General features: G+C 58.2%; 18 protein-coding genes. 5 read left to right on the forward strand and 13 right to left on the reverse strand.

Annotated features, from left to right (window positions below):
* Positions 1-29: 29 nt before the first annotated feature.
* From lpdA to sdhC, 7 genes are all read right to left on the reverse strand, one after another.
* A complete protein-coding gene (gene lpdA / locus ACOI8A_RS23020; RefSeq protein WP_420648035.1) occupies positions 30-1,466 on the reverse strand; it encodes a dihydrolipoyl dehydrogenase in 1,437 nt (478 codons plus the stop codon).
* Between the two features lie 97 nt (positions 1,467-1,563).
* A complete protein-coding gene (gene odhB, locus ACOI8A_RS23025; protein WP_420648034.1) occupies positions 1,564-2,790 on the reverse strand; it encodes a 2-oxoglutarate dehydrogenase complex dihydrolipoyllysine-residue succinyltransferase in 1,227 nt (408 codons plus the stop codon).
* Between the two features lie 42 nt (positions 2,791-2,832).
* Positions 2,833-5,664 carry a 2-oxoglutarate dehydrogenase E1 component gene (locus ACOI8A_RS23030; RefSeq protein WP_420648033.1) on the reverse strand — a complete coding sequence of 944 codons (2,832 nt, stop codon included), beginning with the start codon at positions 5,662-5,664 and terminating at the stop codon, positions 2,833-2,835.
* A gap of 260 nt (positions 5,665-5,924) precedes the next feature.
* Complete coding sequence (locus tag ACOI8A_RS23035) at positions 5,925-6,629, reverse strand: succinate dehydrogenase iron-sulfur subunit (protein WP_420648032.1); 705 nt, start codon at positions 6,627-6,629, stop codon at positions 5,925-5,927.
* An 11-nt stretch (positions 6,630-6,640) separates the two neighbouring features.
* A complete protein-coding gene (sdhA, locus tag ACOI8A_RS23040) occupies positions 6,641-8,413 on the reverse strand; it encodes a succinate dehydrogenase flavoprotein subunit (protein ID WP_420648031.1) in 1,773 nt (590 codons plus the stop codon).
* Positions 8,414-8,416: 3 nt separating this feature from the next.
* Entirely contained in the window at positions 8,417-8,785 is a 369-nt protein-coding gene (gene sdhD, locus ACOI8A_RS23045; RefSeq protein ID WP_045057756.1) for a succinate dehydrogenase, hydrophobic membrane anchor protein, read from the reverse strand.
* Positions 8,779-9,153, reverse strand: coding sequence for a succinate dehydrogenase, cytochrome b556 subunit (gene sdhC, locus ACOI8A_RS23050; RefSeq protein ID WP_420648030.1), 375 nt, complete (start codon positions 9,151-9,153; stop codon positions 8,779-8,781). The genes sdhD and sdhC overlap by 7 nt, the downstream gene beginning before the upstream one ends.
* Positions 9,154-9,517: 364 nt before the next feature.
* On the opposite strand from sdhC, the gene gltA reads away from it, so the two are divergent.
* Entirely contained in the window at positions 9,518-10,807 is a 1,290-nt protein-coding gene (gltA, locus tag ACOI8A_RS23055; protein ID WP_071486445.1) for a citrate synthase, read from the forward strand.
* Between the two features lie 939 nt (positions 10,808-11,746).
* Here gltA and ACOI8A_RS23060 read toward each other — a convergent pair.
* The 3 genes from ACOI8A_RS23060 to ACOI8A_RS23070 all read right to left on the reverse strand — a co-directional run bounded on the left by ACOI8A_RS23060 (position 11,747) and on the right by ACOI8A_RS23070 (position 14,750).
* The gene (locus ACOI8A_RS23060; RefSeq protein ID WP_420648029.1) at positions 11,747-13,405 is read right to left on the reverse strand and encodes a cation acetate symporter; all 1,659 of its coding nucleotides are present in this window, start codon (positions 13,403-13,405) and stop codon (positions 11,747-11,749) included.
* Complete coding sequence (locus tag ACOI8A_RS23065) at positions 13,402-13,713, reverse strand: DUF485 domain-containing protein (RefSeq protein ID WP_266018425.1); 312 nt, start codon at positions 13,711-13,713, stop codon at positions 13,402-13,404. The genes ACOI8A_RS23060 and ACOI8A_RS23065 overlap by 4 nt, the downstream gene beginning before the upstream one ends.
* 185 nt (positions 13,714-13,898) lie before the next feature.
* Complete coding sequence (locus ACOI8A_RS23070; protein WP_420648028.1) at positions 13,899-14,750, reverse strand: glycine betaine ABC transporter substrate-binding protein; 852 nt, start codon at positions 14,748-14,750, stop codon at positions 13,899-13,901.
* Positions 14,751-15,048: 298 nt separating this feature from the next.
* Here ACOI8A_RS23070 and ACOI8A_RS23075 point away from each other — a divergent pair, with 298 nt between their 5' ends.
* The gene (locus ACOI8A_RS23075) at positions 15,049-16,644 is read left to right on the forward strand and encodes a beta (1-6) glucans synthase (RefSeq protein ID WP_420648027.1); all 1,596 of its coding nucleotides are present in this window, start codon (positions 15,049-15,051) and stop codon (positions 16,642-16,644) included.
* A 122-nt stretch (positions 16,645-16,766) separates the two neighbouring features.
* Here ACOI8A_RS23075 and ACOI8A_RS23080 read toward each other — a convergent pair whose 3' ends face one another.
* On the reverse strand, positions 16,767-17,135 hold the full coding sequence (locus ACOI8A_RS23080; RefSeq protein WP_420648026.1) for a hypothetical protein: 369 nt from the start codon (positions 17,133-17,135) through the stop codon (positions 16,767-16,769).
* 223 nt (positions 17,136-17,358) lie between these two features.
* Here ACOI8A_RS23080 and ACOI8A_RS23085 point away from each other — a divergent pair, with 223 nt between their 5' ends.
* Together ACOI8A_RS23085 and ACOI8A_RS23090 are read left to right on the forward strand one after the other, a co-directional pair.
* On the forward strand, positions 17,359-18,657 hold the full coding sequence (locus tag ACOI8A_RS23085; protein ID WP_420648025.1) for a serine/threonine protein kinase: 1,299 nt from the start codon (positions 17,359-17,361) through the stop codon (positions 18,655-18,657).
* A complete protein-coding gene (locus ACOI8A_RS23090; protein ID WP_420648024.1) occupies positions 18,650-19,438 on the forward strand; it encodes a VacJ family lipoprotein in 789 nt (262 codons plus the stop codon). The genes ACOI8A_RS23085 and ACOI8A_RS23090 overlap by 8 nt, the downstream gene beginning before the upstream one ends.
* A 66-nt stretch (positions 19,439-19,504) precedes the next feature.
* On the opposite strand, the gene ACOI8A_RS23095 is transcribed toward ACOI8A_RS23090, so the two are convergent.
* Positions 19,505-20,419: a DUF808 domain-containing protein gene (locus ACOI8A_RS23095; RefSeq protein WP_420648023.1), complete on the reverse strand. Its 915-nt coding sequence runs from the start codon at positions 20,417-20,419 to the stop codon at positions 19,505-19,507.
* A 134-nt stretch (positions 20,420-20,553) separates the two neighbouring features.
* Between ACOI8A_RS23095 and ACOI8A_RS23100 the strand changes: the two genes are divergently transcribed.
* Positions 20,554-21,159: a TetR/AcrR family transcriptional regulator gene (locus ACOI8A_RS23100; protein WP_420648022.1), complete on the forward strand. Its 606-nt coding sequence runs from the start codon at positions 20,554-20,556 to the stop codon at positions 21,157-21,159.
* Positions 21,160-21,273: 114 nt separating this feature from the next.
* Here the strand turns inward: ACOI8A_RS23100 and ACOI8A_RS23105 are convergent, their stop codons facing one another.
* On the reverse strand, positions 21,274-21,732 hold the full coding sequence (locus ACOI8A_RS23105; protein ID WP_420648021.1) for an REP-associated tyrosine transposase: 459 nt from the start codon (positions 21,730-21,732) through the stop codon (positions 21,274-21,276).
* Between the last annotated feature and the right edge of the window lie 67 nt (positions 21,733-21,799).

Consider the following 21,799-nt stretch of genomic DNA (forward strand, 5'->3'; position numbering starts at 1 on the left):
CCATTACCGCCGTGGTTTCTTATTGTGTCTTAACGCTTTTTGCGGTTGGCAATGTGGATGGCGCCGCCATTCACAGCCAGAGCAGCTTCGTGCAAGGCTTCAGACAGGGTCGGATGGGAGAAAACCATCATGCCCAGGTCTTCAGCGCTGGTGCCGAATTCCATACCGATCGCGCCCTGCTGAACCAGCTCTGCAGCGCTCGGACCAATCACGTGCACGCCCAATACGCGGTCGGTCTTGGCATCAGCGATGACCTTGACGAAACCACCGGTATCGTTGGCGGCCATGGCACGGCCGGAAGCGGCGAACGGGAAGGTGCCGACGTTAACTTCAACGCCTTCGGCTTTCAAGGCCTGCTCGGTTTTGCCAACCCACGCGATTTCCGGGTGAGTATAAATAACCGAAGGGATCAAGTCATAGTTCATCTGGGCTTTGTGGCCCTTGATGCGCTCGACAACCATGATGCCTTCTTCGGATGCCTTGTGAGCCAGCATCATGCCGCGTACCACGTCACCGATGGCGAAAACGCCCGGTACGGTGGTGGCGCAGTGATCATCAACGTGCACGAAACCGCGCTCGTCGAGGGTCACGCCGCTGTCGGAAGCCAGCAGATCAGTGGTCACCGGACGGCGACCAACTGCTACGATCAACTTGTCGAAAGTGATGGTCTGTTCGCCATTGGCATCGGTGTAGTTAACGACAACTTCGTTGCCGTTGACTTTCGAACCGGTGACGCGAGCGCCCAGTTTGATGTCCAGACCCTGTTTGGTCAGGGTTTTCAGCGCTTCCTTGGAAACAGCGGTATCCGCTGCCATCAGGAAAGTGTCCAGCGCTTCCAGGACAACCACTTCCGAACCCAGACGCGACCATACCGAACCCAGTTCCAGGCCGATCACGCCAGCGCCGATCACGCCCAGACGTTTTGGTACCGATTGGAATTCCAGTGCGCCAGTCGAATCAACGATGACATTCTGGTCGACCGGAGCCGGTGGAATGTCGATCGGACGCGAACCTGGAGCCAGGATGACGTTTTCGGCTTCGATGATTTCTACCGAACCGTCAGGCTTGGTGACTTCGACTTTCTTGCCAGCCAGCAGTTTGCCGTGGCCCTGGATCGAAGTAACGCCGTTGGCCTTGAACAGGGTAGCAACGCCGCCGGTCAGGTTCTTGACGATGCCAGCCTTGCGGCCAACCATCGCAGCGACGTCCATTTTGACTTCGCCGGTCGAGATACCGTGAACGTTGAAGCTTTCTTTCGCTTCCTTGTATTTCCAGGAGCTGTCCAGCAGCGCCTTGGAAGGAATGCAGCCGACGTTCAGGCAAGTGCCGCCCAGCGCCAGTTTGTCTTCCTTGTCGGTGTACTTCTCGATGCAGGCAGTGGTGAGGCCCAACTGAGCGGCTTTGATAGCTGCCACGTAGCCACCAGGGCCAGCACCGATCACTACTACGTCAAATTTCTGCGACATTCAAAAAATCCTCTTGAGCGAAAAGCTTCAAGCCGCGCGCTGCAAGCCAGGCTGCCTTTTCGTGCAGCTTGAAGCTTGCAGCGCGTGACTGCTTCTATCAGATATCCAGCAACAGACGAGCCGGATCTTCCAGCAGGTTCTTGATGGTCACCAGGAAGGTCACAGCTTCTTTGCCATCGATCAGACGGTGATCGTAGGACAGTGCCAGGTACATCATTGGACGGATCACGACCTGACCGTTGATGGCCATCGGACGCTGGATGATGTTGTGCATGCCCAGAATCGCTGCCTGCGGCGGGTTGACGATCGGAGTCGACATCATCGAACCGAAGGTACCACCGTTAGTGATGGTGAACGTACCGCCGGTCATTTCGTCCATCGACAGTTTGCCGTCACGGGCTTTCTTGCCGAAGGTGGCGATGCCGCCTTCGATTTCAGCCAGGCTCATCAGTTCGGCGTTACGCAGAACCGGAACCACCAGACCGCGGTCGCTGGAAACAGCAACACCAACGTCGGCGTAGCCGTGGTAAACGATGTCTGCACCGTCGATCGAAGCGTTGACCGCCGGGAAGCGTTTCAGCGCTTCGGTGGCAGCCTTGACGAAGAACGACATGAAGCCCAGGCGCACGCCGTTGTGCGACTTCTCGAACAGGTCCTTGTACTTCGAACGCAGGGCCATGACTTCGGTCATGTCGACTTCGTTGAAAGTGGTCAGCATCGCCATGTTCGACTGTGCTTCAACCAGACGCTTGGCCACGGTGGCGCGAACGCGGGTCATTGGCACGCGCTTCTCGACGCGATCGCCAGCAGCCAGTACCGGGGCAGCGGCCGATGGAGCGGCAGCCTTGGCCGGTGCAGCAGCCGGTGCAGCTTTCTTGGCTTCAACAGCGGCAACCACGTCTTCCTTGGTCACACGGCCATCTTTACCAGTGCCTTTTACGGACGCCAGGTTGATGCCGTTTTCTTCAGCCAGCTTGCGCGCAGCAGGCGCAGCGATAGCATCTTCGTCAGCGCCGGCGGCAGCTGGAGCAGCAGCCTGTGCAGCGGCCGGAGCAGCAGCGGCAGCCGGAGCAGCGGCAGCAGCGCCGCCCGCTTCGATGGAGCCCAGGACTTCGTCGGACAGAACGGTGTCGCCTTCGTTCTTGACGATTGCGCCCAGCACGCCGTCGGCGGTAGCCAGAACTTCCAGTACGACTTTGTCAGTTTCGATGTCGACGATCAGGTCGTCACGCTTGACGGCGTCGCCCGGTTGCTTGTGCCAGGTGGCAACGGTGCCATCGGCAACCGATTCCGGGAAAGTGGGGGCTTTGATCTCGATAGCCATTATCTGTAGTTCCTTAAATTCGGTTTCAGGTGCGCGAAGGCGTTAAACGGTAAACGCGGCTTGCAGCAGTTTTTCCTGCTGCTCGGCGTGCATCGATGCGTAACCACAAGCAGGTGCAGCAGAAGCCTCACGGCCCGCGTACTCAAGTACGAGAGACTTGTCGAGGTTGCTGATGCTGCGGCGCAAGTGATGCTGGCTGCAGTACCAGGCGCCCTGGTTCATTGGCTCTTCCTGACACCAGACGGCATGTTTGGCGTTGGTGTAAGGAGCCAGGACTTCTTTCAAGTCGTCCTCAGGGAACGGGTACAGCTGCTCGATACGCACAATGGCGATATCTTCGCGGCCTTCGGCACGGCGTTTTTCCAGCAGGTCGTAGTAGACCTTGCCGCTACACAGAACTACGCGCTCGACCTTTTGCGGGTCCAGTACGTCGATTTCCGGGATCACGGTCTGGAACGAACCTTCGGCCAGATCTTCCAGAGTCGAGACGGCCAGCTTGTGGCGCAGCAGCGACTTAGGAGTCAGGACGACCAATGGTTTGCGCAGCGGGCGAATCACCTGACGACGCAGCAAGTGGTAGATCTGAGCCGGCGTGGTCGGTACAGCTACCTGAATGTTGTGCTCGGCGCACAGTTGCAGGTAACGCTCCAGACGAGCCGAAGAGTGCTCAGGACCCTGACCTTCATAACCGTGCGGCAGCAGCATGGTCAGACCGCACAGACGGCCCCACTTGTGCTCGCCGCTGGTGATGAACTGGTCGATAACCACTTGGGCACCGTTGGCGAAGTCGCCGAACTGGGCTTCCCAGATCACCAGCGCATCCGGCGTGGTGGTCGAGTAACCGTATTCGAACGCCAGAACGGCTTCTTCCGACAGGAACGAGTCGTACAGGTCAAAACGCGGCTGACCGTCGTACAGGTGCTGCAACGGAATGTAAGTGCCAGCATCTTTCTGATTGTGCAGCACAGCGTGACGGTGCGAGAACGTACCGCGGCCGATGTCCTGACCGGTCATGCGAATCGGGTGACCTTCGAACGCCAGGGTCGCGTACGCCATGGTTTCGGCGTAACCCCAGTTGATCGGCAGGCCGCCGGCTTGCATTTTCTGGCGATCTTCGTAGATCTTCGCAACCTGGCGCTGAACCACGAAGCCTTCCGGAATTTCCAGCAGCTTGGCGGACAGTTCCTGCAAGGTCTTCAGGTCGAAACTCGTGTCGTGACGCGCAGTCCAGGCATGGCCCAGATATGGACGCCAGTCCACGAACAACTCTTTGTTCGGTTCTTTGACCAGGCTTTTCACTACGTGCAGACCGTTGTCCAGCGCGTTGCGGTATTCGTCGACTTTCGCCTGAACACGCTCAACGTCGAGCACACCGCTCTGGGTCAGACTGTCAGCGTACAGCTCACGGGTAGTGCGCTGTTTGGTGATCTGCTGGTACATCAGAGGCTGGGTGCCGCTAGGTTCGTCAGCTTCGTTGTGGCCGCGACGACGGTAGCAGACCAGGTCGATTACCACGTCACGCTTGAACTGCATGCGGTAGTCGATGGCGAGCTGGGTCACGAACAATACGGCTTCCGGATCATCACCATTTACATGGAGGATCGGCGCCTGGATCATTTTCGCAACGTCGGTCGCGTACTCGGTGGAACGCGAGTCCAGCGGGTTGCTGATGGTGAAACCAACCTGGTTGTTGATCACGATGTGCACGGTACCGCCGGTCTTGAAACCGCGGGTCTGCGACATCTGGAAGGTTTCCATCACCACGCCCTGACCGGCGAATGCCGCGTCACCGTGGATCGAGATCGGCAGAACCTTCTCACCGGTAGGGTCGTTACGACGATCCTGACGGGCGCGAACCGAACCTTCTACCACCGGGGAAACGATTTCCAGGTGAGACGGGTTGAACGCCATCGCCAGGTGAACTTCACCGCCGGTGGTCATCACGTTGGACGAGAAGCCCTGGTGATATTTAACGTCACCGGAACCCAGCTCGACCTTCTTCTTGCCTTCGAACTCGTCGAACAGCTCACGAGGGTTCTTGCCGAAGGTGTTGACCAGCACGTTGAGACGGCCACGGTGGGCCATGCCGATCACGACTTCCTTGGTCCCGTAGGAACCGGAACGCTGGATCAGCTCGTCGAGCATCGGAATCAGGCTCTCGCCGCCTTCCAGACCGAAACGCTTGGTACCCGGGTATTTGGTACCCAGGTATTTTTCCAGACCTTCGCCGGCGGTGACGCGCTCGAGCAGGTGGCTCTTGATGTCGGCGGAGTACGTTGGACGGCCGCGCACGCTTTCCAGACGCTGCTGGAACCAGTGACGCTGCTCGGAATCGGTGATGTGCGTGAATTCAGCGCCGATGGTGCGGCAATATGTCTGCTGCAACGCTTCGTGAATTTCGCGTAGGCTCGCTTCCTCTTTGCCGATGAACAGGTCGCCGGCACGGAAGGTCGTATCAAGATCGGCATTGGTCAAGCCGTAATGATTGATCGACAGGTCTGCAGGTGCAGGACGCTGCCACAGCCCCAGCGGGTCAAGCTGGGCTGCCTGGTGGCCACGCATACGGTAGGCCTGGATCAATCGCAGCACTTCAACTTGCTTCTTCTCGTGCTCACTGCTCACGCTCCCGGCGGAAACCGGTTGAGCGCGGCGCTGGTTCTTTGCCAGCAGCACGAAATGATCGCGAATTGTGGAGTGCGAAACATCAGTGGCAGAGCCGCCGTCGGCAGGCAGCTTCTGAAAGTAGGTGCGCCACTCTTCTGGCACAGCGTTAGGGTCGTGCAGGTAGAGCTCGTAGAGCTCTTCCACATAGGCAGCGTTTCCACCTGAAAGGTAGGCGCTGTTCCACATGCGCTGCATCACGCTTTCTTGCATGCTTGGTCACCCTCGGTTAGGGGAACACCATCGATGTCGACACCGAGCAAACTTGCAGAAGTCCGAATGCAGCGACTAAAACAAGCCACTTAGGATCACACTGATAGTCCGGGTACCAGCCCGGATGCCCCTGCTTGTCTCATTTCTTCAAAATAAGAGCCGCAGCTTATGGCTGCTGCTCTGGTTATAGCCTTGGCGCGGGTTGAAGCCCGCGCCACGGCCTCTACAGTTGTTGCGGTGCTACAGGTACATCGGCTGAATCACACGCCGCTGGAGAGCAACATGTTACGGATGTGACCGATGGCCTTAGTCGGGTTCAGGCCTTTCGGACATACGTTGACGCAGTTCATGATGCCCCGGCAGCGGAAAACGCTGAACGGGTCATCGAGCGAAGCCAGACGCTCGGATGTCTTGGTGTCACGGCTGTCTGCCAGGAAGCGATACGCTTGCAGCAGAGCAGCTGGACCCAGGAACTTGTCCGGGTTCCACCAGAAGGACGGGCAAGAAGTCGAGCAGCAAGCGCACAGGATGCACTCGTACAGACCGTCAAGCTTTTCACGCTCTTCAGGGGACTGCAGACGCTCGATGGCCGGAGCCGGCGTATCGTTCTGCAGGAATGGCTTAACCTTCTCGTATTGCTTGTAGAAGATGCTCATATCGACAACCAGGTCACGGATAACCGGCAAACCTGGCAGCGGACGAACGATCAACTTGTTGCCTTTTACGACAGCGGACAGCGGCGTAACGCACGCCAGACCGTTTTTGCCGTTGATGTTCATGCCGTCGGAACCGCAGACACCTTCACGGCAAGAGCGACGATAGGAGAAACCCTCGTCCTGCTCTTTGATCAGGGCCAGCACGTCTAGCACCATCAGATCTTTACCACCGGTATCGATCTGGAATTCCTGCATGAACGGCGCGGCGTCCTGATCAGGGTTGTAACGATAAACGCTGACTTGCAACATGGCGGCCACCCTTAATAAGTCCGAATCTTAGGTTCAAAAGTCGGAACAGTTTTCGGCGAGAAGTTCACGGCACGCTTGGCGACGCGCTTTTCACCCGGGAAGTACAGGGTGTGGCACAGCCAGTTTTCGTCGTCACGATCTTCAAAGTCTTCACGGGCGTGCGCGCCGCGGGACTCTTTACGGACTTCGGCCGCGATAGCAGTAGCTTCAGCGACTTCCAGCAGGTTTTGCAGCTCAAGCGCTTCGATACGTGCAGTGTTGAACGCCTGCGACTTATCGTTGATCTTGACGTTGGCGATACGCGTACGCAGGTCAGCCAGCTGGGCGATACCTTTCTGCATGTATTCGCCGGTGCGGAACACACCGAAGTAGTTCTGCATGCAGCTTTGCAGCTCGCGACGCAGGGTAGCAACGTCTTCGCCGTCGGTACGGGTGTTGAGTGCGTTCAGACGCGACAGGGCTGCATCGATGTCAGCTTCGATGGCGTCATCGTATTCGATGCCGTCAGTCAGCGCTTTTTCCAGATGCAGACCGGCTGCGCGGCCGAATACCACCAGGTCGAGCAACGAGTTGCCGCCCAGACGGTTGGCACCGTGAACCGATACGCAAGCCACTTCGCCTACCGCGAACAGACCATGAATGATCTGGTCTTCGCCATCAGCGTTCTGGGTGATCGCCTGACCGTGAATGTTGGTCGGCACGCCGCCCATCATATAGTGGCAAGTCGGAACCACCGGAACCGGAGCAACAACCGGGTCAACGTGGGCGAAAGTCTTCGACAGTTCGCAGATGCCTGGCAGACGGCTGTGCAGCACTTCCTCGCCCAAGTGGTCGAGTTTGAGCATTACGTGGTCGCCATTCGGACCGCAACCGTTACCGGCGATGATCTCTTTAACCATCGAGCGGGCAACCACGTCACGACCGGCAAGGTCTTTGGCGTTCGGAGCATAACGCTCCATGAAACGCTCGCCGTGCTTGTTGATCAGGTATCCACCTTCACCACGGCAACCTTCGGTAACCAGTACACCGGCGCCGGCGATGCCGGTCGGGTGGAACTGCCACATTTCGATGTCTTGTACCGGCACGCCTGCACGCAGAGCCATGCCGACGCCGTCACCGGTGTTGATCAGGGCGTTGGTGGTGGAAGCGTAGATACGACCTGCACCGCCGGTAGCCAGAACAGTAGCCTTGGCGCGGATGTAGGTGGTTTCGCCGGTTTCGATGCAGATTGCGATCACACCAACGAACTCGCCCTTCTGGTTTTTCACCAGATCGACAGCGTAGTACTCGTTGAGGAACACAGTGCCGGCTTTCAGGTTGCCCTGATAAAGGGTGTGCAGCAGCGCGTGACCGGTACGGTCGGAAGCGGCGCAAGTACGGGCAGCCTGCCCGCCTTTACCGTAATCCTTCGACTGACCGCCGAACGGACGCTGGTAGATGCGGCCCTGTTCGGTACGCGAGAACGGCATGCCCATGTGGTCAAGCTCGTAAACGGCAGCCGGGCCTTCCTGACACATGTATTCGATAGCGTCCTGGTCACCGATATAGTCGGAACCCTTGACGGTATCGTACATGTGCCAGCGCCAGTCATCGTTCGGATCGGCAGAAGCGATCGCGCAGGTGATGCCACCCTGAGCCGATACAGTGTGCGAACGAGTCGGGAAAACCTTGGTGATCACGGCAGTCTTGTGACCGCCCTGTGCCAGTTGCAGCGCTGCGCGCATGCCAGCACCGCCGCCACCAATAATGATGGCGTCGAAAGAAATCGTTGGAATGTTAGCCATGAATCAGATACCCCAGAGAATCTGCACACCCCAGACGAAGTAAGCGAACATCGCGACGCCGCATACTGCCTGGAAAAGGAAACGTACTGCAGTCGCGGACTTGCCCAGCGCCATCGGCGTCAGGTAGTCGGTCGCGATGGTCCACATGCCGACCCAGGCGTGAGCGCCCAGGGCAACGAGGGCCAGCAGACTGAAGATACGCATCCCGTTGTGAGCGAACAGGCCGTGCCATTGCTCGTAGCCAATGCCAGGGTTCGCGGCGAGGTAGCCGATCAGGAAGATGAAATAAGCCGCGAGAACGACCGCAGACACACGCTGCGCCATCCAGTCATAGAGGCCCGAACGCGAAAGGTTCGTAACGCTGGTTACCATATCCAAACTCCTGCCAGAACGATCAGCACCACGGAAATGGCGATGATGATTTTCGAGCCCAGGCGGCCGCCTTCCAGCGTCTCACCGATGCCCATGTCCATGATCAAGTGGCGCACGCCGGCAACCAGGTGATACAGCAGAGCGGACAGAAGGCCCCATGCTACGAACTTGGCCAGCGGACTGGTCAAGCATGCCTTCACCTCGACATAACCTTCCTCGGAACCCAGGGATTTGCCCAATGCATAAAGCATGATGCCAAGGCCCAGGAAGAGGATGATGCCGGAAACACGGTGAAGAAACGACGTAACGCCGGTGATGGGGAGTTTGATGGTCCTTAGGTCTAGGTTTACAGGTCGTTGGCTTTTCACGGCTTTTTTTTCACACTGAAGAGCCCCTAACAATCAGGGCAAAGTTGTTGGGGAGTGCACTGGTCAGGTAACCACCACCCAGGGATGCGACCCCCAATGAAAGCAAGCCCAAAAGCCCTTGGCGGTCGGTCGCCGAGTATAGACAGTTAGGCTACTAATGACAACGCAATCACCTACCCCCAATAGCGGATTGCACAAGTTGAATAAAAGGCGTAAATGGCAGGCAATTTCGAGGAAAAAGTACGGTTAAAGCCTTCTGGAGCAAGACTTTAGGCAAATTGACATTCGAATTTATCTCACTATAGTGGTGCGGGCCCTGCGTGGGGGGTCTGTCTGATGATTTCAAGCATAAATAGGAGGCCACATGGCTGACAAAAAAGCGCAGTTGATCATCGAGGGCGCAGCCCCCGTCGAGCTGCCCATTTTAACCGGCACCGTTGGTCCCGATGTTATCGATGTTCGGGGCCTGACGGCCACGGGCCGCTTCACGTTTGACCCGGGTTTCATGTCGACCGCCTCGTGCGAATCGAAGATCACTTATATCGACGGCGACAACGGCATTCTGTTGCACCGTGGCTACCCGATCGAACAACTGGCTGAACAGTCGGACTACCTGGAAACCTGCTATCTGTTGCTCAACGGCGAATTGCCGACTGCAGAACAGAAGGCCCAGTTCGTCAGCACCGTGAAAAACCACACGATGGTTCACGAGCAGTTGAAAACCTTCTTCAACGGCTTCCGTCGCGACGCCCACCCGATGGCCGTCATGTGCGGCGTAGTCGGCGCCCTCTCGGCCTTCTACCACGACTCCCTGGACATCAATAACCCGCAGCATCGCGAAATCTCCGCGATCCGCCTGGTTGCCAAGATGCCGACGCTGGCAGCGATGGTTTACAAGTACTCCATGGGTCAACCCATGATGTACCCGCGCAACGACCTGACGTACGCGGAAAACTTCCTGCACATGATGTTCAACACCCCGTGCGAGATCAAACCGATCAGCCCGGTGCTCGCCAAGGCCATGGACAAGATCTTCATCCTGCATGCCGACCACGAGCAGAACGCGTCGACCTCCACCGTACGTCTGGCGGGCTCTTCGGGTGCCAACCCGTTTGCCTGTATCGCCGCCGGTATCGCCGCACTGTGGGGCCCTGCCCACGGCGGTGCGAACGAAGCCGTATTGACCATGCTCGATGAAATCGGCGATGTCTCGAACATCGACAAGTTCATCGCCAAGGCCAAGGACAAGAACGATCCGTTCAAGCTGATGGGCTTCGGTCACCGCGTTTACAAAAATCGCGATCCGCGCGCTACCGTCATGAAAAAGACTTGCGACGAAGTGCTGAAAGAACTGGGCATCAAAAACGATCCGCAACTCGAACTGGCCATGCGCCTGGAAGAGATCGCGCTGACCGACCCGTACTTCATCGAGCGCTCGCTGTATCCGAACGTCGACTTCTACTCGGGTATCATCCTCAAGGCGATCGGCATTCCGACCAGCATGTTCACTGTGATTTTCGCGCTGGCACGTACTGTTGGCTGGATTTCGCACTGGAAAGAGATGCTCTCCAGCCCGTATAAGATTGGCCGTCCGCGTCAGCTGTACACTGGGTATGAGTCGCGGGACATTACCAAGCTGGAAGATCGCAAATAAGATTTCTTTTGCTTTGATGTCTTGAGTTGCATTCGGGAACGGCCTCTATTTTTATAGGGGCCGTTTTTGTTTGTGTGGCGGTTTTTGGGTTGGGGGCATATCCGTTGCTGCGGTGATGGCTTCTTAGGGTTCCGCCCTTACGGCGGGTCACCTTTTCCAAACGCCGGGATGCCGGCCCAGCGAAAAGGTAACCCAAAAGGCTTTACCCTGACGTACGGCACTTCGCCTAGGCTCAGTGTTCCCTCGCTACGGCGCCCATTAGGGGCATCGCCTCCGGTTTGCTGCGCTGCACCTCCTCTCGATGTATGCGGCTTCGCCGCACGGCGCTGCGCGCCTACCCCTGATGAGCGCCTACGCTCGGCCTGCCGATGGGGCTGGAGATCAAAAGCGACAGCAAAAGCCAGATCAAAAGATCGCAGCCTTCGGCAGCTCCTACAGGGGGTGTGGACATCCGGGAGAGATTGGTCGGCCCTCAGGCCGCCATCGCTGGCAAGCCAGCCCCCACAGGTTTTGAGATCCATCCGAAAACCGCACTTCGCTTTTCACCACTCATCACAATGAGCGTTAGCTCGAGTACCGCTTTTGATTTCGAGCGCCCGTCGGCAGGCTGAGTGGAGGGATTGATCCGGGGGTGGGAGCGTAGCGACCGTTCGACGAAGTCGAACACATCGAGAGGAGGTGCAGCGCAGCAAACCGGAGGCGATGCCCCCTGATCAATCCCGGAGCGAAGAAACCCGAGCCACAGCGAGGGCCGAACGTCAGGGCAAAGCCTTTTGGGTTACCTTTTCGGCGTCTGGAAAAGGTGACTCGCCGTAAGGGCGAAACCGCAAGAAGCCATCACCGCAGCAACGGATATGCACCCCAAAACCCGATAACCGCCCACACAAAAAAAAATGCCCCAATCTCACGACCAGGGCATTTTCTCAAAACTAATGGCGCTTAGTGCGAAACCGCCCCGCTCGCCCCCAACCCAGTCTGCGAACGCACAAATTGCGGGAAGAACAACGCCCGCTCCCTGTCCGCAGCAGCCGACTTGTCAGTAATCGAGAAGAACCAGATCCCCACAAACGCAATGATCATCGAAAACAGCGCCGGATACTCATAAGGGAAAATCGCCTTCTCGTGATGCAGAATCTGCACCCAGATGGTTGGACCAAGGACCATCAAGCCAACCGCGCTGATCAGACCCAACCAGCCACCAATCATCGCGCCACGAGTGGTCAGCTTCTTCCAGTACATCGAAAGCAGCAGCACCGGGAAGTTACAGCTCGCAGCAATCGAGAACGCCAGACCAACCATGAACGCGATGTTCTGGCTTTCGAACAAGATACCCAGACCGATCGCCAACACCGCCAAGGCGATAGTGGTGATCTTCGACACGCGAATCTCGTCCCTCTCGTTCGCCTTGCCCTTCTTGATCACGCTGGCGTAAAGGTCGTGCGAAACCGCCGAAGCACCGGCCAGTGTCAGGCCAGCCACAACCGCGAGGATGGTCGCGAAGGCCACCGCCGAGATGAAGCCGAGGAAGATGCTGCCGCCGACTGCGTTCGCCAGATGCACCGCCGCCATGTTGTTGCCGCCGAGCAGAGCGCCCGCTGCATCCTTGAACGCCGGGTTGGTGCTGACCAGCAGGATCGCGCCGAAGCCGATGATGAAAGTCAGGATGTAGAAGTAGCCGATGAAGCCAGTTGCGTAGAGCACGCTCTTGCGAGCTTCTTTCGCGTCACTGACGGTGAAGAAGCGCATCAGGATGTGCGGCAGGCCGGCGGTACCGAACATCAGCGCCAGACCGAGGGAGAACGCCGAGATCGGATCTTTCACCAGCCCGCCCGGGCTCATGATCGCTTCCCCTTTGGCGTGAACCTTGATCGCTTCAGAGAACAGTGTGTTGAAGTCAAAGTTGACGTGTTTCATCACCATCAGCGCCATGAACGAGGCACCGGACAGCAACAGCACGGCCTTGATGATCTGCACCCAAGTGGTCGCCAGCATGCCGCCGAACAGCACGTACATGCACATCAGCACGCCGACCAGGATCACCGCAACGTGGTAGTCGAGGCCGAACAGCAGCTGGATCAGCTTGCCGGCGCCAACCATCTGCGCGATCAGGTAAAACGCTACGACCACCAGCGAACCGCAGGCGGACAGCGAGCGAATCTGGGTTTGCCCGAGGCGGTAGGACGCCACGTCGGCGAAGGTGTATTTGCCCAGGTTACGCAGGCGCTCGGCGATCAGGAACAGAATGATCGGCCAGCCCACGAGGAAGCCGATCGAATAGATCAGGCCATCGTAGCCGGAGGTGAACACCAGCGCGGAAATCCCCAGGAAGGACGCCGCCGACATGTAGTCACCGGCAATCGCCAGACCGTTCTGGAAGCCGGTGATCTTGCCGCCGGCCGCATAGTAGTCGGCCGCCGAGTTGTTTTTCTTCGACGCCCAATAGGTGATGTACAAGGTCGCGCCAACGAACGCCACGAACATCAGGATCGCCGGAATGTTCAGCGGTTGTTTGGCCACTGCACCGGTCAGGGCGTCAGCCGCCCAGGCACCCGGCGCAAAAGCTGCAACGCTCAATAGAGCCAATAGACGCCGGATCATTGCTGAGCCTCCTTGAGAATCGCATTGTTCAGGTCGTCGAATTCGCCGTTGGCGCGTTTCACGTAGATGCCGGTCAGGATAAAAGCCGAGAGAATCAGCCCGACACCGATCGGGATGCCCCAGGTAATGGATGACTCAGGACTGATCTTCGCGCCCAGAATATGCGGCCCGTAAGCAATCAGAAGGATGAATCCGGAGTAAAGCCCGAGCATGATCGCCGAAAGAATCCAGGCGAACTTTTCTCGCTTGCTGACCAGCTCCTTGAAGCGCGGGCTGTTTTGAATCGAGAGGTAAATGCTGTCGTTCATTGTTTTTATCCTCGCAGCACAAATTTTTATAGTTGGAACATATCCACTGTATGCGGCTGCGAGCCGGGTTCCAGACGACCTTAGTAGTAGACCGCCATGACACTTGTGCCAATTTCCAGCACACACAAAAAACTGTGGGAGCTACGGTGCGACCGCAGCTCCCACAGGGTATGGCGCTGCTGCTGTTATTTGGTCCAGTCAGCCACGCGCTCCGGGTGTTTGGCTACCCATGCTTTAGCCGCTGCATCAGGCTTGGCACCATCCTGAATCGCCAGCATCACTTCGCCGATTTCGTCTTTCGAGGCCCACTGGAAGTTTTTCAGGAACTTGGCCACTTCCGGCGCCTTGGCTTCGAGTTCTTTGCTGCCGATGCTGTTGACGGTTTCAGCCGCGCCGTACACGCCCTTCGGATCGTCGAGGAAGCGCAGTTTCCACTTGGCGAACATCCAGTGCGGCACCCAACCGGTGACGGCGATGGATTCGTTTTTCTTCTCGGCTCGGGTCAGCTCGGCAATCATGCCGGCGCCGGAACTGGCCTTGAGCGAGTACTTATCGAGGCCGTAATCCTTGATTGCCTGATCAGTCTTGAGCATCACACCCGAACCGGCGTCGATGCCGACAATGCGATTTTTGAAGGTGTCGTCGGTTTTCAGGTCTTCGATGGACTTGGCTTTCACATATTCCGGCACGATCAGGCCGATTTTTGCATCCTTGAAGTTCGGGCCGTAATCGACGACCAGATCCTTGTTCTTGGTCCAGTAATCGCCGTGGGTCACTGGCAGCCAGGCGGACAGCATTGCATCGAGTTTGCCGGTAGCAACGCCTTGCCACATGATTCCGGTGGCGACGGCTTGCAGTTTCACGTCGTAGCCGAGTTTCTGCTTGATCACTTCGGCCGCCACGTGGGTGGTCGCGACGCTGTCGGACCAGCCGTCAACGTAACCGATGTTCAGGGTTTTGGTTTCAGCACTGGCGAGCGTGGATCCCACCGCAAGCACCAGAGCGGCACCTGCGCCTAAAAGTCGTCGCATCTTCATCGTTACTTCCCCGAAATGCTGCGCCCGACGGATGCCGGGCGACGTCAACGTATTGTTATGGTGCACAGCGCCCATCACGCCTGACCGCAATCTGGATCGAATGTCAGTGCGCTTTATCAACAGAGAGCTGACGGCTTTGATCATCAACCTGACGCCCATCGCGACCTGCTCTGCCAGCGACCTCAAGCCATCGAGAAACGACATCAGAACGCCATTAATCTCGCGCCGGGAAAGCGCCTCGGGCAATCCGCCCGAACTTTGCATGTCAAAGTGATGCGGGCCACCTGACCGGTGATAAATGCAGGTAACATGCGTCGCTTTGCAGCCACTCGGCCTGACCATGTCCGCGACTTCACGCTCTCCTCTTCTTCCTTATATATTCGCCAGCCTGCTCGGGCTGTTTGCGCTTTGCGGCTTCTGGTATGGCCTCGGTAAACCGGTGATTCTGCCGGACGCCGCCACGCCGACGCACAAGCTGCAATGCGCCTCCTACACCCCGTTCGATAAAGATCAGTCGCCGTTCGACGTGCCATTCAAACTGCGCCCCGAGCGCATGGACGCCGACCTCGCCCTGCTCGCCACGCGCTTCGAATGTATCCGCACCTACTCCATGACCGGCCTCGATGCTCTGCCGGATCTGGCGCGCAAGCATGGCTTGAAGTTGATGATCGGCGCCTGGGTGAACAGCAACCCGGTGGACACCGAGAAAGAAGTCGACCTGTTGATTGCGTCGGCCAACGCCAACCCGGACGTGGTCAGCGCAGTGATCGTCGGCAACGAAGCCTTGCTGCGCAAGGAAGTCACTGGCGCGCAACTGGCTCGCTTGATCAACAAGGTCAAAAGCCAGGTCAAGCAACCGGTTACGTATGCGGATGTCTGGGAGTTCTGGCTCAAGCACCCGGAAATCGCGCCGGCGGTGGACTTCCTGACCATCCACTTGCTGCCGTACTGGGAAGACGATCCGTCGAACATCGACGCGGCACTGCAACATGTGGCCGAGGTGCGTCAGGTGTTCGGCAACAAATTCGCGCCTAAAGACGTGATGATTGGCGAAACCGGCTGGCCGAGCGAAGGCCGTCAGCGTGAAACCGCCCTGCCGAGCCGGGTCAATGAGGCCAAGTTCATTCGTGGTTTTGTCACCATGGCCGAGCACGAAGGCTGGCATTACAACCTGATTGAAGCCTTCGATCAGCCGTGGAAACGCGCCAGCGAAGGCGCGGTCGGCGGTTATTGGGGCCTGTTCGATGCAGATCGTCAGGACAAAGGCATCCTCGCCGGCCCGGTGTCGAACGTGCCGTACTGGTCGCAGTGGCTGGCGGTCGGCGGTTTGATTTTCCTTGGCACGCTGTTGCTCGGCGGTCGCGTGCGCAACACTCGTTCAGCGTTGGTGCTGCCGCTGCTGGGCGCCCTCGCCGCGTGTTCGATTGGCGCGTGGGGCGATCTGGCACGAGTGACCACGCGGTTTGCCAGTGAATGGTTGTGGGTCGGCTTGCTGACGGCTTTGAATCTGCTGATCCTGGCGCACGCCGCGTTGACCTTGAGCGCGCGCACCGGCTGGCGTGGGCGCGCGTTCAATCTGCTGGAGCGTCGCGCGGGCTGGCTGGTGTCGGCGGCGGGGTTTGCCGCAGCGGTGATGATGCTGGAGCTGGTGATCGATCCGCGTTATCGCAGCTTTCCGAGTGTGGCGTTCATTCTGCCGGCGCTGGTTTACCTGTGCCGACCGGTGAGCGTGCCGCGTCGCGAGATTGCCTTGCTGACCTTCATCATCGGCGCGGGGATTGCGCCACAGTTGTTTGTTGAAGGATTGCTTAATCAGCAGGCGTGGGGTTGGGCATTCGTAAGTGTGTTGATGGTTGCTGCGTTGTGGCGCTGTCTGCGGGTTCGCAAGGGCTGACCTTCATTCTGTGACGGCCTCATCGCTAGCAGGCTAGCTCCCACAGGGATATGTTGTGAAACACAGATGTTGTGTTCACAAAGATCCCCTGTGGGAGCCAGCCTGCTGGCGATAGCGCCAGATCAGGCGCTACGGGATTCTCTGACCAACCGCAACCCGGCAATCACCACCGCAAACACCGCCAGCGTGGTGTTGTACAACGCCAATGCCGGCAACCCGAACACCAGCGCCAGCACCGCCAGCCACCACCCTGCCCGCCCTGGCACTACAAAACCGAGCAGCGCCGCAGCCAACGCCGTCCAGCCCAGCACCTTGAAATGAATCATCCACCCAAGATTTGCGCGCAACTGACATTCCCAGCGGCTGGCCTCATCGACGCAGATGCCGACCCACTGCCCGTCCTCCATGAAACCGTAACGCGCGCCGTAACTGGCAGCCAGCCACAACGGCAGCAGAACAAGCAGTAGAATCACGGGCAAGCGGCGGGACATGAGGTACTCCAATCATCGAAATCGGCGGCCAGCTTAATCTGCCGCCACCCATACGCAAGCGCTAACAACACTTAACTGGCCATTCAATCGCTGCAAAGTGTATCGTTTAGCTACTATTACCCCGAATTCTGCCTGTTTGGTGCCGAGGCATGGCACTTTGGCGCAACCGCGGTGGTCATAGCCTGCGAACTTCATTCGGCACCTTCCTTTAAGGGATTCAGTCATGCTCCGTTCCTTGCGCTTCGCCGCCTTCTTTGGCGGCCTTATTTTGAGTGCGTCCGCACTGGCGGTGGATATCGACGCCGCCAGCTATGGCTATCCCTTGACCAACCCGTTCGAGGCGACCATCGCCACGACGCCGCCGGACTTGCGCCCGGAGTTGCCGCTGGACGAGGACATCAATCAGTCCGACCGCAGCCTCACACTGCGCCCGGAGCGTGAGTTCACCCTGCCGGACAATTTCTGGGCAGTAAAAAAGCTGACTTACCGCATCGCCACCCAGGACAAACCTGCACCGCTGATCTTCCTGATCGCCGGCACCGGCGCACGCTATGACAGCACGCTCAACGAATACCTGAAAAAGCTGTATTACAAGGCCGGCTACAACGTCGTACAACTGTCGTCGCCGACCAGTTTCGACTTCATCAGCGCCGCGTCGCGCTTCGCCACCCCGGGCGTGACCAAGGAAGACGCCGAGGACATGTACCGGGTGATGCAGGCCGTGCGTGCGCAGAATCCGAAAGTGGCGGTCACCGACTATTATCTGAGCGGCTACAGCCTCGGTGCTCTTGATGCCGCCTTCGTTGCGCATCTGGACGAGACCCGCCGCAGCTTCAACTTCAAGAAAGTCCTGCTGCTGAACCCGCCGGTCAACCTCTACACCTCGATCACCAACCTCGACAAGTTGGTCCAGACCGAAGTGAAAGGCATCAACAACAGCACCACTTTCTATGAACTGGTGCTGAACAAGCTGACCCGCTACTTCCAGCAAAAAGGCTATATCGACCTCAACGACGCCCTGCTCTATGACTTCCAACAGTCCAAGCAGCACCTGACCAACGAACAGATGGCGATGCTGATCGGCACCTCGTTCCGTTTCTCGGCGGCGGACATCGCATTTACTTCGGACCTGATCAACCGTCGCGGCCTGATCACTCCGCCGAAATACCCGATCACCGAAGGCACCAGCCTCTCGCCGTTTCTCAAGCGTGCGCTGCAATGCGACTTCGACTGCTACCTGACCGAACAGGTGATTCCGATGTGGCGCGCCCGCACTGATGGCGGCAGCCTGCTGCAACTGATCGATCAGGTCAGCCTGTACGCGCTCAAGGATTACCTGCACGACAGCCCGAAAATCGCCGTCATGCATAACGCCGACGACGTGATTCTCGGCCCGGGCGACCTCGGTTTCCTGCGCAAGACCTTTGGTGATCGCCTGACTGTTTACCCACTCGGCGGCCATTGCGGCAACCTTAACTACCGCGTCAACAGCGACGCCATGCTGGAGTTTTTCCGTGGCTAAATATCTCCTGCTGACTGCAGCGTTACTCTGTGCAGGCGTGGCCCAGGCCGACAACAGCAAAGCCAATGCACCGGTGGTCATCGACAGCGACGGCTTCAAAGAGCCGTTGACCAAACTCAAGTTCAACCCGGGCCTGGATCAGCGCGAATTCGAGCGTTCGACGCTCAGCGCGCTGAACGTCTACGACCCGCTGGAAGAGTGGAACCGTCGTGTTTATCACTTCAACTACCGCTTCGACCAATGGGTGTTCCTGCCGGTGGTCGATGGTTATCGCTACATTACGCCGAGCTTTTTGCGTACTGGCGTGAGCAACTTCTTCAACAACATTGGCGACGTGCCGAACCTGGTCAACAGCCTGTTGCAGTTCAAAGGCAAGCGCTCGATGGAAACCACCGCGCGCCTGCTGCTTAACACCACCATCGGCATCGCCGGCCTGTGGGATCCAGCCACCTCGATGGGCCTGCCGCGCCAGAGCGAAGACTTCGGTCAGACCCTGGGCTTCTACGGCGTACCGGGCGGCGCCTACTTCGTGTTGCCGATCCTCGGCCCGTCGAACCTGCGCGACACCGCCGGCCTCGCCGTCGATTACACCGCGGAATCGGCGATCAACTTCCTCAACGTCTCGGAAGTCAGTTCCAACCACCCGGAACTGTGGGCACTGCGCGCCGTCGACAAGCGCTACCAGACCAGCTTCCGCTACGGCCAGCTGAATTCGCCGTTCGAGTACGAGAAAGTGCGTTACGTGTACACCGAGTCGCGTAAGTTGCAGATCGCCGAGTAAACCCGGCAGCCACAAAAAAGGGCCATTCGATGCGAGTCGAATGGCCCTTTTTGTTTGCGTCCGGGTTTAACCTTTCAACGCTTTCCACAGCTTGCCGATCACCATCACGCCGGCCAACACCACCGCACCCGCGATAATCCCTGCCACGGCGTTGAGCAGCGTCGGCACCACAAACCCGGCCCCACCGGCCGCTGCGCTGACGCCTTCGATCCAGTGATGCACCACCGGCACGCCGTGCGTGAGGATGCCGCCGCCGACCAGGAACATCGCCGCCGTGCCGATCACCGACAGGCTTTTCATCATGTACGGCGCTGCACGCAGGATGCCGTTGCCGATGCTTTTGGCCATTTTCCCAGGCTTCTGGGTCAGCCACAGGCCGAGGTCGTCGAGTTTGACGATGCCCGCTACCAGGCCATAAACACCAACGGTCATGACGATGGCGATGCCCGACAGTACGATCACTTGCTGAGTCAGCGAAGCGCCGGCCACGGTGCCGAGGGTAATGGCAATGATTTCCGCCGACAGAATGAAGTCAGTGCGGATCGCGCCTTTGATCTTGTCTTTCTCGAACGCCACCAGATCGGTCGCGGGATCGGCGACTGCTTCGGTCAGTTGCGCATGCTCCGCCTCGTCTTCGGCCTTGCTATGCAGAAACTTGTGCGAGAGTTTTTCGAAACCTTCGAAACACAGGTAGGCGCCGCCGACCATCAACAGCGGCGTCACCAGCCATGGCACGAACGCACTGATCGCCAGTGCCGATGGCACGAGGATCAGTTTATTCAGGAACGAGCCCTTGGCCACCGCCCACACCACGGGGATTTCCCGTTCGGCGCGCACCCCGGAGACCTGCTGGGCGTTCAGCGCCAAGTCATCGCCAAGCACCCCGGCGGTCTTCTTGGCGGCCATTTTGGTCATCAACGCAACGTCGTCGAGTACGGCGGCGATGTCGTCGATCAGCACCAGCAAACTGCTTCCTGCCATGAATCATGTTTCCTTCTGTGAATAATGCTGCGCAGCATAGCGCGACCGCAGACCACATGGGGCATTGTTGAGCGCCGCGTAAGGCCGGTGCTACCATGCGCAACCGCCAGAACAGGCAAGGAACCACCTGGTTTATGAGCACTATCCGCGAGCGCAACAAAGAACTGATCCTGCGTGCCGCCAGTGAAGAATTTGCCGACAAGGGCTTCGCTGCGACCAAAACCAGTGACATCGCGGCCAAGGCGGGGTTACCCAAACCCAACGTCTACTACTACTTCAAGTCCAAGGAAAACCTCTACCGCGAGGTCTTGGAAAGTATCATCGTGCCGATACTGCAAGCCTCGACGCCGTTCAACGCGGACGGCGTGCCGAGCGAAGTGCTGAGCGGCTACATCCGCTCGAAGATCCGCATTTCGCGCGACCTGCCGTTTGCCTCGAAGGTGTTCGCCAGCGAAATCATGCACGGCGCTCCACACCTGAGCGCCGACCTGGTGGAACAGCTCAACAGCCAGGCCAAGCACAACATCGACTGCATCCAGACCTGGATCGACCGAGGCCAGATCGCCCCGCTCGACCCCAACCACCTGATGTTCAGCATCTGGGCCGCGACCCAGACCTACGCCGATTTCGACTGGCAGATTTCTGCGGTGACCGGCAAGGACAAACTGGACGAAGCGGATTACGAGGCAGCGGCGCAGACGATTATTCGGTTGGTACTCAAGGGGTGTGAGCCGGACTGATAGACCGTGGTGACCGCATCGCTGGCAAGCCAGCTCCCACACTGGACCCGTGGCAATCACAAATGTCCTGTGGGAGCGAGCTTGCTCGCGAATAGCGACTACACAGACTTTCGCTCAAACCCAAATCGCATCCCACAGCGGATAGTCGCCAAGCTTCTGCACCAAACCCGCCCGCAATGGGTTGGCCACGACATACCGCGCCACTTTGACCAAATCCTCCTCCCGCCGAAGTGCCCGATCATGAAAGCCTTGTTGCCAAAGACTACCCTTTCTACCGGCAGCCATATTCACCGCCCGCGCGCTCAAGGATTTGGTTTTTTGCATCAACTGACTCAGTGAGCCTCGCTGCAAGTTGATCAACCAGTGGAAGTGATCGGGCATGACCACCCAAGCCAACGATTCAGCCAAGCCTTGTGACTGGACAGATCGAAATTGGTCAACAACCAATCTGCCCAATGCAAACTCACTGAAAACAGGTTCGCGATACAAGGTATTGGCAGTCAGTAAATACAGGCGGTTGGGCTCGTCATAACGACCAAGACGCAACCGATGGGAAGCTGATAGTTTCGGCATTCCTATATCCTTTCAAGAGAAGACCTGAAAGGTTAGATCTCCAGAGGATGAGATACCGGACAGACTG

The sequence above is a fragment of the Pseudomonas sp. P4795 genome (genome assembly GCF_048822895.1).
In the GTDB taxonomy this organism is placed as follows: Bacteria; Pseudomonadota; Gammaproteobacteria; order Pseudomonadales; family Pseudomonadaceae; genus Aquipseudomonas.

Excerpts from the sequence above, each read along its gene's own strand:
- lpdA (WP_420648035.1), bottom strand. The coding sequence starts at position 1,466 with ATGTCGCAGAAATTTGACGTAGTAGTGATCGGTGCTGGCCCTGGTGGC.
- odhB (WP_420648034.1), bottom strand. The coding sequence starts at position 2,790 with ATGGCTATCGAGATCAAAGCCCCCACTTTCCCGGAATCGGTTGCCGAT.
- ACOI8A_RS23030 (WP_420648033.1), bottom strand. The coding sequence starts at position 5,664 with ATGCAAGAAAGCGTGATGCAGCGCATGTGGAACAGCGCCTACCTTTCA.
- ACOI8A_RS23035 (WP_420648032.1), bottom strand. The coding sequence starts at position 6,629 with ATGTTGCAAGTCAGCGTTTATCGTTACAACCCTGATCAGGACGCCGCG.
- sdhA (WP_420648031.1), bottom strand. The coding sequence starts at position 8,413 with ATGGCTAACATTCCAACGATTTCTTTCGACGCCATCATTATTGGTGGC.
- sdhD (WP_045057756.1), bottom strand. The coding sequence starts at position 8,785 with ATGGTAACCAGCGTTACGAACCTTTCGCGTTCGGGCCTCTATGACTGG.
- gltA (WP_071486445.1), top strand. The coding sequence starts at position 9,518 with ATGGCTGACAAAAAAGCGCAGTTGATCATCGAGGGCGCAGCCCCCGTC.
- ACOI8A_RS23060 (WP_420648029.1), bottom strand. The coding sequence starts at position 13,405 with ATGATCCGGCGTCTATTGGCTCTATTGAGCGTTGCAGCTTTTGCGCCG.
- ACOI8A_RS23065 (WP_266018425.1), bottom strand. The coding sequence starts at position 13,713 with ATGAACGACAGCATTTACCTCTCGATTCAAAACAGCCCGCGCTTCAAG.
- ACOI8A_RS23070 (WP_420648028.1), bottom strand. The coding sequence starts at position 14,750 with ATGAAGATGCGACGACTTTTAGGCGCAGGTGCCGCTCTGGTGCTTGCG.
- ACOI8A_RS23075 (WP_420648027.1), top strand. The coding sequence starts at position 15,049 with ATGCAGGTAACATGCGTCGCTTTGCAGCCACTCGGCCTGACCATGTCC.
- ACOI8A_RS23080 (WP_420648026.1), bottom strand. The coding sequence starts at position 17,135 with ATGTCCCGCCGCTTGCCCGTGATTCTACTGCTTGTTCTGCTGCCGTTG.
- ACOI8A_RS23085 (WP_420648025.1), top strand. The coding sequence starts at position 17,359 with ATGCTCCGTTCCTTGCGCTTCGCCGCCTTCTTTGGCGGCCTTATTTTG.
- ACOI8A_RS23095 (WP_420648023.1), bottom strand. The coding sequence starts at position 20,419 with ATGGCAGGAAGCAGTTTGCTGGTGCTGATCGACGACATCGCCGCCGTA.
- ACOI8A_RS23100 (WP_420648022.1), top strand. The coding sequence starts at position 20,554 with ATGAGCACTATCCGCGAGCGCAACAAAGAACTGATCCTGCGTGCCGCC.
- ACOI8A_RS23105 (WP_420648021.1), bottom strand. The coding sequence starts at position 21,732 with ATGCCGAAACTATCAGCTTCCCATCGGTTGCGTCTTGGTCGTTATGAC.